The sequence below is a fragment of the Devosia albogilva genome (genome assembly GCF_042685625.1).
GTDB lineage: Bacteria > Pseudomonadota > Alphaproteobacteria > Rhizobiales > Devosiaceae > Devosia > Devosia albogilva.
The window spans coordinates 35552-47331 of the sequence record NZ_JBHUNP010000001.1; the positions used below are offsets into that span (position 1 = coordinate 35552).

Sequence of the window (11780 nt, forward strand, 5' to 3'; positions counted from 1 at the left end):
TCAGGCGGCGACCTGCGCCGGCGGAGCTGCGATCTCGACCGCATCGAAGCCGACATCGCGCAGCCCCTCGCGTGCTGTTGCAAGCGAGGCCACATCTTCGGGACTGGTCGGCACCAGCACCAGCCGACCACCCAGCTCGGCCAGCACCGATAGCGGCGTTCCCGGCCCGAGCATGCCGGTATTGACGATGACGACCTCGTAGATATCGCCAAGGGCTTCAACCAGGGTGAGCGGACGGGTGTTTCCGAGGTCCAGGGCGGCGAGCCGGCCCCATGGCACTTCAGCAAAGCTGTTGTCGGCGGATTTGTGCACCACGTCGCCGAAGCTGGCGACACCGCGGGCCAGATCCGTCAGGCCCGGCTCCTCGCTGCGACGGGCACTGCCGGCATCGATAAGGGCGACGCTGAGCCCTCGCGCCAGAGCGTCCTCGCTGAGCGCTTCGGCCAGCTTTTCGACGGTGTCGTGCAACCCTGCGCCAGCGAGCATCAGCAGATGGGTGCGGCCGAGGACCAGATCGGAGGAGAGCTGAGCCGTGGAGAGCAGACCCGTGATACTAGCCGTGGCGGCGACTGCCTCCGGCTCCATCGGGTCGGTTTCCGGCACAACGGCATCATCCTCGGGCGCGCCAGGATCGTCTTCGAGCGCTGCCCGCACGGCCTCATCGGCTGCGCCCGGCTCCGGCTCGTGATCCGTAATCGCCGGGTCGCCGTTCCACTCGGGCTGTTCGGCGGAAATTTCAGCGGCAGCCGGCGGGTACTCCTCTGGCTCCACCTCGACGACGTCCACGGGCTCCTGCCAGCGCTGGTCAGGCTCCAGATCCTCTTCGTCGAAGGGAACTTCCTCGAGCTCGTCCTGCGGGCGCTCGTAGCCGTTTACGGCAACCACTGCGCGGCCCGACATCAGTTCTCCGAAGATCACGGCACCGGCCTGGACTGCTATCGACACGAAACCGACGGCGGCCAGGATCAAGCTCGTCTTCGGTGAGGCCGGTACGACAGACGGCGCCGCGACGCTGACCACACGCACGTCCGGCAGGGTCGAACTGGTTTCCGTGCGGGAATTGGCCTCGTTGTAGCGCAGCAGATAGCTTTCCAGCAGGTCGCGCTGCGCCTTGGCTTCGCGCTCGAGGCTGTCGAGCGTGACATTGTCTGTCGTGGCCGTAGAGGCAGAGGCCTTCAGCCCGCTCAACTGCTCGCGCAGAGAGGCTTCGGTGCCCGCCTCCACCTCGGCCTCGGCCTCGATCGCATCGGCAATCCGCCGCGCCTCGGCGTTGATCTGGGTGGTGAGCTCGGAAATCTGCGCTGCAAGCGCGCGCATGGTGGGGTGGTTCGGCAGCAGGGTCGCGGAACGCTGCGCCATCTCGGCCTGCAGTTGTGCCTTCTGCTGCGACAACTGCTGGATGGACACGGAGTCGCGAATGCCCGGGATGCCTTCCACCGACTCGCCCTGCTGCAGCAGGCCACGGATGAGGCTGGCGCGGGACAGCGCTGTGGTGCGCCGCTCCTGGGCAGCATTGATCTGGCCGGCGAGCGTAGAGAGCTGCTGGTCCAGCAGCGTGGTGTTGTTGCCGCCGACATAGAGGTCGTTTGCGACCTTGAAGTCGGCTACCGCGGTTTCGGCCTCGACCACCGCGACGCGCAGGCGCTCGATCTCCTCGGCCAGCCATTCGGAGGCGCGGGCGGTGTCGGTCAGCGACAGTTCGGCGCGGCGCTCGACATGGGCGTTGGCGAGAGAATTGGCGATGCGGGCAGCAAGCTCCGGGTCGGTCGACATCACTCCGACCGAAATGATGCGCGAGTCGCGCTCCTGAGCGACGTTGAGGCGCGCATAAAGATTGTTGAGTACGGTTTCGTCGAGATTGGCCGAGCCGCCGCGACCGAGCAGGCGACCGAGGGTCGCGAGCGGCGACAGGCTGCCATCGCCGACACCGTTGAACTCCGGCACGTCGCGCAGATCGAGTTCGTCGATGACGCGCATCAGCGTGTCGCGGGAGCGGAGCAGTTCGATCTGACTCGACACCACGCCGGTTTCCGCGCCGGTGATGGTGGGCGCCTGCTCGTTGGCGGAGCGGACATAGACGTTGCTGCGGGGCTCGACCAGGATCGACGCCGAGGACTCATAAAGCCGCGGCATGAACAGCACGATCACATAGGTGATCGCCAGGAGCAGCAGGGTAACCAGCAAAATGCGGGGCAGCCGCCGGACCAGCGCCGACAGTATGGCGCCGACGTCAATTTGCTCTTCCCTTGCGACCGACTCGAATGCCACCGGCAACCCCCGCGTTTGCGCCCGGACTATCCCGCGATCGTGGTAAGCATTCCGTTAAGGGTGTTGCACCGCGCATGGGGAAGTGGCGGTCGGAAGCAGTTTGTTAACCATGCCGCGCCGACATTTGGGGCAGGTAAACCCCCGCGAGAGTCGCATGCGCCGCTTGCTGCCCGTTCTGACCCTGGCCCTGCTGCTGTCTGGCTGCGCCACCCGGCCGGCCACCTATATGGTGGACACCCAGGGCGCGTATGAACTCGACACCGGCGACGTGGTGCGGGTCACCGTCTATGGCGATGCCGAACTGAGCTCGACCTACCGGATCGATGATTCCGGGTCTATCGCCTTCCCGCTGGTCGGCCCGGTGCCGGTGCGCGGCACCACGGCGAATGGGGCTGCCGACCGGCTCGCGGCGGCGCTCGCCAACGGCTACATGCGCAACCCGGACGTGGCGGTGGAAGTCGCCGAGTCGCGGCCATTCTTCATTCAGGGCGAAGTCGGCAATGCCGGCCAGTTCCCCTATGTCTACGGCATGACGGTGCGTGCGGCGATCGCGACGGCCGGCGGGTTCAGCGACACCGCGGATCGGAACCGGGCGGTGCTCTACCGCCGCCAGGGCAGCCAGATGGTGAAATCCACCGTCGACCTCGACCATCCGATCCGGCCGGGCGACACCATCGTCGTCCTCGAACGCTGGTTCTGATTCCCTATGGCTGACCGGCCGATGCGCATCCTGCAAGTTATGCGTGCGCCGGTGGGCGGGCTGTTTCGGCATGTCGCCGATCTCACCTGTGGCTTGGCGGCCAAAGGGCACGAGGTGGGGCTGGTGGTCGATACGCTCGCCAGCGATGGGCAGACCGAAGCACGGCTCGCGGAGCTCGAGCAACACGCCAAGTTCGGAATCCATCGGCTTGCTATGCCTCGCCTTTTCGGCGTCGCGGACCTGACTACCACGCTGGCGGTCCGGCGGCTCGCGGGTAGGATCGGCGCCGACATCATCCACGGTCATGGCGCCAAGGGCGGGTTCTACGCTCGGCTGGCGCGCTTCGCGGGTGCCCGCGGCAGCGTGTTCTATACGCCCCATGGCGGGGTGCTGCATTTTTCCGCCCAGTCGCGATCCGGTCGGCTGTTCCATGCGCTCGAGCGGCAGTTGATGCGGCAGACCTCCGCAATCCTGTTCGAAAGCAATTTCGCCGAAACCACCTATGCCCGGCTGATCGGCGCCCCGCGCTGCCCCACCCGTGTGATCCACAACGGACTGCGGCCGGACGAATTCGAGCTCGTATCTGCGGCGCCGGACGCGGCAGACTTTGTCTTCGTTGGGGAACTGCGGCTGCTCAAGGGGATCATTCCGCTGGTGGAGGCACTCGCAACGATCCGGCGGACGGATGGATCACCGGCCACGCTGGTGATGGCAGGCGACGGACCTGACCGGAGCGCTCTGGAGCAGACGATTGCCGGGCTTGGCGTTGGCGATCGCGTCGTGCTCGCCGGAGCGCAACCGGCGCGCAAGATGTTCGCTCGCGGGCGGGTTGTCATTGTACCGTCGCTCGCAGAGTCCCTGCCCTATGTGGTGCTGGAAGCCGCCGCGGCCGGCCTGCCGGTAATCGCCACCCGTGTCGGCGGCGTGCCCGAGATTTTCGGCCCCGACTCCAAACGGCTCGTTGCGCCCGGTGAAGCCTCTGCACTGACCTCAGCCATGCAGGCGGCGCTGGACGATCCAACCGAGGCGGCCGAAGCTGCCCTGCGCCTGCGGGAACGGGTGCTGGAAGAATTCGCGGTGGGGCCGATGGTCGATGCCATTGAGGCGGTCTACCGGTCCACGATGCACACAAGTCGATAGCGGCGTTTCATCTAGTCTTAAGCGTGAGCGGTGCAGGATGCCGGCGAGAGGGACCAGCAAGCCGTATGTACCGCGTCGACCCCAAGCAGGCCGTTGAGCAGCACGCCACGCGCGCGGGTTCCGTGCGCGTAGAGCCTGCTCTCTCGCCCCAAGCCGAGGCGGTGATTGGCAAGCCGGTGGAATCGCGGCTTTCGGGTCCGGTGGTCAGCGGAATCGTCCAGCTGATCGAAGCGGCGCTATTGGCCCTGCTCGGCTATGGCATCTATGAGGCTTACGTCCTTCCGGACCAGCCCACTCTCTACGTGCCAATCATCCTGGCCGCGAGCCTGCTGGCGAATGTGCTCTTCAACGTCGCGGGCGCACACCGGATCGCGGCCTATCGCACCGGCGCGAGTCAGTTCGTGCGGGTACTGGCGGCCTGGACCGTGGTCATGCTGGTCTTGCTGGCCGGGCTGTTCTTCTTCAAGGCCGGTGACGAGCTGTCGCGTGTCTGGGTTGCCGGATGGTTCGTTGGTGGTGCCCTGCTGCTCGTGGCGTTTCGGACGGCACTGCGCACCCTGGTCTGGAGCTGGACCAACAAGGGTCGGCTCCGCCGCCGCACCGTGATCGTCGGAGGCGGCAAGGACGCCGAAATCCTGATCCAGCGCATGGAAGCCTCGGCCAGCAACGACATCGAACTGCTCGGCCTGTTCGACGACCGCGTCGACGGGCGCTCGCCCGATATGGTCGCCGGCTACGCCAAGCTGGGCACTGTCTCCGATCTTATCGAGTTCGCCCGCCGCACGCCTGTCGACCTCGTGATCGTCTCCATGCCACTTTCGGCCGAGAAGCGCGTGCTGGCGATGCTGACCCAGCTCTGGGTGCTGCCGGTGGATATCCGGCTCTCCGCCCACATGAGCCAACTGAAGTTCACCGACCGGGCCTATTCCTATGTCGGCGACGTCGCCGTGTTCGACATGGCGGACCGTCCGATCTCGGACTGGAACCTGGTGTTCAAGTGGATCTTCGACAAGGTCGTGGCCCTGACAGCACTGGTGCTGCTGTCGCCGGTGATGCTGATCACCGCCATCGCCATCAAGCTCGAGAGCAAGGGACCGGTGTTCTTCGTGCAGCACCGGCACGGCTTCAACAACGAGTTGATCCGGATCTACAAATTCCGCTCGATGCGCACCGACATGCTCGATGCTGCGGCCGCCAAGCTGGTCACCAAGGACGACCCGCGCGTCACTCGCGTCGGCCGCTTCATCCGCAAGACCTCGATCGACGAGCTTCCGCAACTGTTCAACGTGCTCAAGGGCGAGCTGTCGATCGTCGGTCCCCGACCGCATGCGCTGCAGGCCAAGGCCGACAACAAGCTCTATTATGAGGCGGTGGAAGGCTATTTTGCCCGGCACCGGGTGAAGCCTGGCATGACTGGCTGGGCCCAGATCAATGGCTGGCGTGGCGAAACCGACACGCTCGACAAGATCATGCAGCGCGTGAACCACGACCTCTACTATATCGAGAACTGGTCGATCCTGCTCGACATTTACATCGTGCTGATGACGCCGATCCGGCTGCTGAACTCCGAGAACGCGTACTGACGGTATGGCCCGGACCGCCTCACAGACAAGAGGAGGTTTGCTGTCGGTTGCGGCTCTCGCACTGCTGGTGGCCACGCCCTTGCCGGCGCAGGGGCAGCCGGAACTCTGCCTCGAGTGCATCACCATCCGCGTCGGACCACCCGCCGTTGTCCGCGGCCCCTTTCCCGACGAACTCGACGCGCCGTTCACCGGCCTTAGGCTGGCCGATGGCACGTTCCGCGGGTTCACGGCCAACGGCGCGACCTATGCCGTCGATGGGCGCGATGCATGGGACATGCGCGGGGAGCGCCGCGAGGTTCTGGTTCCTGGTCCAGCGGGCAGCCAGAGCGACTGCGGGCGCTGGCTGACGACGGCCCTGCGTGACGGCGACGCGGTGCTTGGCTTCGTCCACCAGGAACGCAACTGCGACTACAATGCGGGTCACACGGACAAGTCGATGGCGATCGCCGTCTCTTCCGATGACGGGCTGAACTGGACCGATCTCGGCACCGTCATCACTGGGACCGACAGCCCAACGCCAGGGCAAACCACCGGCGAAGGCGACTGCACCATGGTCGATGGCCAAGACGGGTTCTTGTACGCCTACTGCCTCCGGGCCTCGGACTGGCAGACGGTCGTCGCCCGCACCCCGCTACGGGACCTGACGGGCTGGCGCAAGTACCATGAGGGGAACTGGCACCAGCCAGGCCTGGGCGGCGAAGCCACGGATATCGGCTTCATCGGTCCGACTGCCGGCTATCTCGACGATCTCGGTCTCGTGGCCGCAGTCACCAGTGACGAGTGGTTCGAGGGCGTGCGGCTGTCGCTGTCCGAGGACAAGGTGAACTTCGTCGACGTCAAGGACCCGCTGCTGCCGGTCGACCCGTCCTCATGGGAGCGGCCGGTCGACACGGCTCTGGTCGCCTATACCACCATCCTCGACCCCGATACGGGCAGCAACACCGTCAGCGGGCCATTCCTGCTGAGCTATCTCCATGTCCCCGGCGGCAAAGGGTTCGAGAGCCGGTACCTGGTGCATCACGAGGTGACACTGACAGTGGCTGATGAACCTGCCGCGGTTCAGACCGGGCTCGCCCTCAGTCGCTGGGTGCATCCTGAGCAGGCAAGCTACATCAGTTCCACAGGTCCTCTCACCGGCGACAGGCAGGCCTATCGTCACGATGCCATCGTCGCCTACATGCTGACGCGAGCGCCCGATGGCGTGCCGAGCGTCAAGCTGGCGGAATGCGTCAGCGACCGCTCCGGTCAACTCGAGCAGATGCTGGCGGAGGATGGAGCCTGCCCCGCCGGCTATATTCGGGAGCGAACGGCCGGCTGGCTGTTCGCGGATCCTCAACCCGGCACCATCCCCGTCTATCGCTGCCGGGCTGAATGGGTGACCACTCACTTCGTGTCCAACCGCACCGATTGCGAGGGCCGCGGGGAGATGGAGTTCCTTCTCGGTTACGGGTTGGCGTCATGACCGACGTTCATGCCCGCGTCGCCCGTCCACACCTGGGGGTCAGCCTGCCCGGCCTCCGCTTCGCCGTCTTCAGCACGCGGAACTTCGTGTTCCTCGTCGCCGTGCTGGCGATGAACTTCACGCTGATGCGGCCCTCGCCGGTGGACCTGCTCTATATCGGCTCGTTCCTGATCACGCTCGTGCACCTGACGCTGTTTCCCCAGCAGGAGGTGACGCGGCGGACCCTGACCTTCTCGCTCATCCTTGGCGCCTGGGCAGTCTCCTACATGCTGGCGTCGCTCCCGCATCTGTCCGAGGAGTTCGTTACCTTCGAACTCCTCGCCAAGACCTTCGCCATCTCGATCGGCTTTATCGGCGCTTTCGTGTCGATGAGTTGGGAACGCCGGCACTTCGAGACCTTCATGAAGGTCTATATCGTCTCCTGCGTCATCGCCTCGGTGCTCGGCGCCGTCGGCTTCGTGCTTCAGCACCCACAACTGACCTGGGACGGTCGCGCCAGGGCTCTTATCGACGACCCGAACATGTACGGGACGTTCCTGATCCCGGCAGCGGTGTTCTGCGCCTATATGCTGGCTCGCCCACGCAGCAGCAAGCTGCTGCTGCTCGGGGCCATGGCGCTGATCTTGCTGGGCATCCTGCTGTCGTTCTCGCGCATCGCCATCGTCGCCGCTGCCTTCTGCCTGTTCGGCTACATCTTCTACCAGAACCGCCGGCATCCCCGCCGGCTGGTGCTGATCGGCAGCGGGGTGCTGATCATCGGCATCTCGCTATTCGGCGTCGCCAGCCTGATCTCGGCGGAGTTCACCGAAATTCTTCTCGACCGGCTGACCTTCGCCAAGGCCTATGACCTCGGCGAACAGGGCCGCTACAACCGTTACCTGCTGGTGTTGCCGATGATCGCGCAGAACCCCATCGGGATCGGCGTGCTCCAGCTCGAGAAGATCTTCCCTGAACCGATCCACAATATTTGGCTTAGTTCCTTCGTGAACTATGGCTGGGGCGGGGGCGTCGCCTGGGTGACGCTGGTGATCACCAGCTTCGTGGTGTCGCTACGCAATCACCGGCGCACCGGCAGCGAGATCCCCATAGTGCTGCTGTTTTCCCTGATCGGAGTGGTGCTCGGCGCGTCTCTGCACGAGGGCGAGCACTGGCGCCATATGTGGCTGTGCTTCGGCCTGATCTGGGGTTTCAGTGTCGCTAGATTCGCGCCACCAGCAAAGCCGGCATCCCAGCGCCGCGCTCCATCCGAGCCGGCTCGCGGAACGTCGGCGCGGCTGGCCCAGCGGAAATCCGCTTACCCCTCCGGCCAGAGTGCGCCGGCGAGATAACGCTCGGCCAGTTCCGCCGTGCCGGCGGCGAACCCGTCCATATGCTGTTGCGCCAGCGCGGTGTCCGCATGCGAGCCGATCCAGGCCAGGAGCGCCATGCGCCGCAACATCACCATGGCATCGAGCGACTTGAGGTCGGCAGCATCAAGCTTGCGGATGCGCGTATATCCCTCCAGCCACGCGGCCTTGAGCCCGGGGATGACCGGCTGGGTTTCATGGAAGGAAATGGCGGCGGCGAAGTCGTAGGCGAACCAGCAAAAGCCGCAATCGTCGAAGTCGATCAGCGTCACGCGATCCCCTTCGACCAAGAGGTTGCCGAGCCGCATATCGGCATGAATCAACCCGAAGCGCTCAGGACTCTTCCCGTATTCCGCGAGGCGGAGCCACAGCGCCGAATCGAGCCGGTCGAGCACCGAACGGACACTGCGATCCACCCCGGGAGCGAGGCGCCAGTCGCCCCAGGGCGCGTCGGCATCGAGAATGGTCGCAGCCTCCCAGACGGGGCGCTCGAACCCGCTGGGCCGTTGCCACTTTTCGGTGTGTCCATGCAGGACCGCCGCATATTCCCCGAGCCTGCCGAACAGCCCCACGAGATCGTCATCGGGCTGTGGTTCGCTGCCGCTGACGAAGCGGAACAGCACCGCGAGCCGCGGCTCGCCGGTGGTGGTGACGAAGCTCTGCAGCAACCCGCCGTCGCGCCCGGGCACGGGTTCGGGAATATCGAGGTTGGTGTCGCGCCGCAGGGCACTCAGCCAGGCCAGTTCGCTCTCGATGGCTGGACGGCTCTGGTAGCCGACGCGGTGCACGCGCAGCGTGAAGGCGCCCTGCCCCGTCTCCACCAGAAACGTCTCGTTCTCGGAGCGGTTGAGCAGGCGCCCGACCTCGCAGCCACCGGTTTCGGTCCACAGGGAAAGCGCCGGCCCGACTTCACCAGATGACAGCGGCATCGGCACTCCGGTCGACGTTCCTGCGGCTGATGGGGTGGGAAGAAGATGGTCGGAGCGGCCGGATTTGAACCGACGACCCTTTGTCCCCCAGACAAATGCGCTACCAGGCTGCGCTACGCCCCGACTGCGCGGAGACATAGAGATTCCGGGACTTTAGCGCAACCCTGATTTTAAGGGGGCTGAGAACGAAATGGCATCGAATAGGCTATGGTGGGGCTGGATGGGACCAAAAGTCCCACGGAAAGTCCCACGGGCCAATTCGGCCTTCACGCGCTCGGTGCGGTTTATGGCCCGCAAACGATCAACGAGTTCGTCCACTGTCCATCCGAAGCATGCGCCAAATCTGAACGTCGCGGGGCAGCTCCAGCAGATCGTCCATTTCGGAATGCCACTGCGCCCGAGAGGGGCGGTGGAGTGGTGCTGTCCCGGCGGGCCCGATGACGGTTGATTGCTGCCACCACCATACGGTCCATCAGACGACGCTACGCGACCAGCGTGGAATGCGATGGTGGTATGAGCATCACAACCGGGACTCCGGTGCTTGCTGCGCATCCGGACCGCATGACATCCTGCACACGAGCTTCGCGCTGAGCACAACCGTCGGCGATCACAACTCAGGAGAGGACAGCGATGACCGATGATACAAACCTGACCCCTGGTGGCGAGATGAATGACGATCCAGCGGCGACCATCAGGCGGACAGATGGTGGTTACCTGGTTGAATGGAGCAAGGGGGCTGCCTCTGGAACCCTGGGTCCCTACCACGACGAGGACACCGCGCAGAAGGTGATGGACGCCAAGCGGCAAGAGCTTGTCGTCAACGACAAACCGGCGTGAGCGCGCCGCAGAATACGACCTGCGAATACGATACCGCCTACCGTCGTTGAAAGTGGCTTGGCTCCCTTGCGGTGAGTCCCGCGCCGGTTTGGTCCGAATATTGGCATGTGGGAGCGTCTGCGCCGGGGATCACGTGCTCCTGCCTGTGGGCAGCGTTCACCGCGATGATTGGATTCTCGGGGCCCGTGGATGATGAGCACGGACAGTGCAGGTCGGCGGGTGTCTGCTGCAGGTCGATCGAGCCAGCCACCATCCGGGCAGTTAAAGGCACTTTTCATGCAGGGAGTCCGCGACACGTCCCCTTCCATCCGCGCAAGGGCAGCACTTCATGCCGATGATGCTGACGCTGATCGAGGCCATTGCCGGTCGCGACAGGGCGCAGGCGGTGGCACGCGATTTCGGCGTCGAAGACTGGGATGCACGCCACGCCAGCGGCAACTTCAGGTTCACCCGCGACTTCGCCACCGGCGTGATGGACAACGCCCTTGCCTTGTGGAACCGCGAAAACCTGGGCGTCGCCCTCTATCCTGGTATCGACGGGCTGTCCCTGAGCTTGGTCGCCGACGCCTGGTCCCGGACCTACCGGTCGAAAGCAACCAGCTTTGCGCCGACTGCCGAAATCGCCACGGCAAACGGCATCCGCGTGCTGGCGGACGAGATCACGCCCGCTTGGCCGGACCAGACCATCGTCTCAGTGAACCCCGGTGAAACCGCAACTGACGCGCTCGATCGCACCCTCGCGTCGATCGCCGGACGCTACGGCGACAACACCGCCGAAATCGTCGCGATGCAGCTCGAATACCAGATGCCGCCGCAAGCCCGATGAACTCAAGTTGAGAGAGACGAGAATGTCCAGACGACGCATGGTTCAACTTCTCGCCGCCGCGACGATGGCTGTCGCCGCTGCCTTTCCCGCCACCGCCCAGGAGGTTGCAATGTCGGAAGTACCGGAACCAAACGAGAGCGGCTATGCCGCCGTTAACGGCGTGCAGGTGTGGTACCAGACATACGGAGTGGGCGAGCCGCTCGTCCTGCTCCACGGTGGCCTGAGTTGGCTCGAAGCTTTCGGTCCGAACATCGCTCGCCTTGCCGAGCATCGGCAGGTCATCGGGGTGGACCTGCAGGGCCACGGCGGGACCGGCGCGCTCGGCCGCCCGATGACCTTCGAAGCTATGGCGACGGACATTGCCGAGTTGATCAAGGCCTCGGACACGAGAAGGTAGACGAAATGGGCTATTCGCTCGGCGGCGCCACAGCTTTGCGGCTCGCCATCGACCATCCCGACGTGGTCGACCGCTTGGTGATCGTCTCGGCCGCCTTCGCGTTCTCGAACTGGCATGACTACAACTTCGATGGCATGAGAGGCATAGGCGCCGACCCGGTTGCCGCCGCCGAGAGCCTAGTCGGTACGCCGGTCCACGAAACCTAAGTGGGTGGAGGCGGTCAGGGAAATCGGCGGCATCCTGTCGCAAGACTACGACTGGAGTGCTGAAGTGCGCGAGGTCGAGGCACCAA

The 11780-nt window shown here is 65.0% G+C and carries 11 protein-coding genes and 1 tRNA gene; 9 read left to right on the top strand and 3 right to left on the bottom strand.

From position 1 onward, the window contains the following. Nucleotides 1-2268, bottom strand: a complete 2268-nt coding sequence (locus ACFSX5_RS00210; protein WP_386830650.1) for a Wzz/FepE/Etk N-terminal domain-containing protein — start codon at nucleotides 2266-2268, stop codon at nucleotides 1-3. Between the two features lie 154 nt (nucleotides 2269-2422). Between ACFSX5_RS00210 and ACFSX5_RS00215 the strand changes: the two genes are divergently transcribed. From ACFSX5_RS00215 to ACFSX5_RS00235, 5 genes are all read left to right on the top strand, one after another. Next, on the top strand, nucleotides 2423-2968 hold the full coding sequence (locus ACFSX5_RS00215) for a polysaccharide biosynthesis/export family protein (protein WP_386830652.1): 546 nt from the start codon (nucleotides 2423-2425) through the stop codon (nucleotides 2966-2968). Nucleotides 2969-2989: 21 nt separating this feature from the next. Further along, nucleotides 2990-4108, top strand: a complete 1119-nt coding sequence (locus ACFSX5_RS00220) for a glycosyltransferase family 4 protein (RefSeq protein WP_386830653.1) — start codon at nucleotides 2990-2992, stop codon at nucleotides 4106-4108. A gap of 65 nt (nucleotides 4109-4173) precedes the next feature. Beyond that, the gene (locus ACFSX5_RS00225; RefSeq protein ID WP_386830655.1) at nucleotides 4174-5691 is read left to right on the top strand and encodes an undecaprenyl-phosphate glucose phosphotransferase; all 1518 of its coding nucleotides are present in this window, start codon (nucleotides 4174-4176) and stop codon (nucleotides 5689-5691) included. Between the two features lie 37 nt (nucleotides 5692-5728). Further along, nucleotides 5729-7153, top strand: coding sequence for a hypothetical protein (locus ACFSX5_RS00230; protein WP_386830657.1), 1425 nt, complete (start codon nucleotides 5729-5731; stop codon nucleotides 7151-7153). After that, complete coding sequence (locus ACFSX5_RS00235; protein WP_386830658.1) at nucleotides 7150-8481, top strand: O-antigen ligase family protein; 1332 nt, start codon at nucleotides 7150-7152, stop codon at nucleotides 8479-8481. The genes ACFSX5_RS00230 and ACFSX5_RS00235 overlap by 4 nt, the downstream gene beginning before the upstream one ends. Here ACFSX5_RS00235 and ACFSX5_RS00240 read toward each other — a convergent pair. Together ACFSX5_RS00240 and ACFSX5_RS00245 are read right to left on the bottom strand one after the other, a co-directional pair. Then, complete coding sequence (locus tag ACFSX5_RS00240; RefSeq protein WP_386830660.1) at nucleotides 8448-9428, bottom strand: phosphotransferase enzyme family protein; 981 nt, start codon at nucleotides 9426-9428, stop codon at nucleotides 8448-8450. The two genes, ACFSX5_RS00235 and ACFSX5_RS00240, sit on opposite strands and share 34 nt — an antisense overlap. 46 nt (nucleotides 9429-9474) lie before the next feature. Continuing rightward, a tRNA-Pro gene (locus tag ACFSX5_RS00245) sits at nucleotides 9475-9551 on the bottom strand. A gap of 507 nt (nucleotides 9552-10058) precedes the next feature. On the opposite strand from ACFSX5_RS00245, the gene ACFSX5_RS00250 reads away from it, so the two are divergent. From ACFSX5_RS00250 to ACFSX5_RS00265, 4 genes are all read left to right on the top strand, one after another. Continuing rightward, the gene (locus ACFSX5_RS00250; protein ID WP_386830662.1) at nucleotides 10059-10265 is read left to right on the top strand and encodes a hypothetical protein; all 207 of its coding nucleotides are present in this window, start codon (nucleotides 10059-10061) and stop codon (nucleotides 10263-10265) included. Nucleotides 10266-10593: 328 nt separating this feature from the next. Next, entirely contained in the window at nucleotides 10594-11091 is a 498-nt protein-coding gene (locus ACFSX5_RS00255) for a hypothetical protein (RefSeq protein ID WP_386830664.1), read from the top strand. A 22-nt stretch (nucleotides 11092-11113) separates the two neighbouring features. Then, nucleotides 11114-11488, top strand: a complete 375-nt coding sequence (locus ACFSX5_RS00260; protein WP_386830666.1) for an alpha/beta fold hydrolase — start codon at nucleotides 11114-11116, stop codon at nucleotides 11486-11488. A 5-nt stretch (nucleotides 11489-11493) separates the two neighbouring features. Continuing rightward, nucleotides 11494-11694: an alpha/beta fold hydrolase gene (locus ACFSX5_RS00265; protein ID WP_386830668.1), complete on the top strand. Its 201-nt coding sequence runs from the start codon at nucleotides 11494-11496 to the stop codon at nucleotides 11692-11694. The last annotated feature ends 86 nt before the right edge of the window (nucleotides 11695-11780 follow it).

Coding starts and splice junctions, on each gene's coding strand:
- ACFSX5_RS00215 (WP_386830652.1), top strand. CDS start 2,423: ATGCGCCGCTTGCTGCCCGTTCTGACCCTGGCCCTGCTGCTGTCTGGC.
- ACFSX5_RS00220 (WP_386830653.1), top strand. CDS start 2,990: ATGCGCATCCTGCAAGTTATGCGTGCGCCGGTGGGCGGGCTGTTTCGG.
- ACFSX5_RS00225 (WP_386830655.1), top strand. CDS start 4,174: ATGTACCGCGTCGACCCCAAGCAGGCCGTTGAGCAGCACGCCACGCGC.
- ACFSX5_RS00235 (WP_386830658.1), top strand. CDS start 7,150: ATGACCGACGTTCATGCCCGCGTCGCCCGTCCACACCTGGGGGTCAGC.
- ACFSX5_RS00240 (WP_386830660.1), bottom strand. CDS start 9,428: ATGCCGCTGTCATCTGGTGAAGTCGGGCCGGCGCTTTCCCTGTGGACC.
- ACFSX5_RS00250 (WP_386830662.1), top strand. CDS start 10,059: ATGACCGATGATACAAACCTGACCCCTGGTGGCGAGATGAATGACGAT.
- ACFSX5_RS00255 (WP_386830664.1), top strand. CDS start 10,594: ATGCCGATGATGCTGACGCTGATCGAGGCCATTGCCGGTCGCGACAGG.
- ACFSX5_RS00260 (WP_386830666.1), top strand. CDS start 11,114: ATGTCCAGACGACGCATGGTTCAACTTCTCGCCGCCGCGACGATGGCT.
- ACFSX5_RS00265 (WP_386830668.1), top strand. CDS start 11,494: ATGGGCTATTCGCTCGGCGGCGCCACAGCTTTGCGGCTCGCCATCGAC.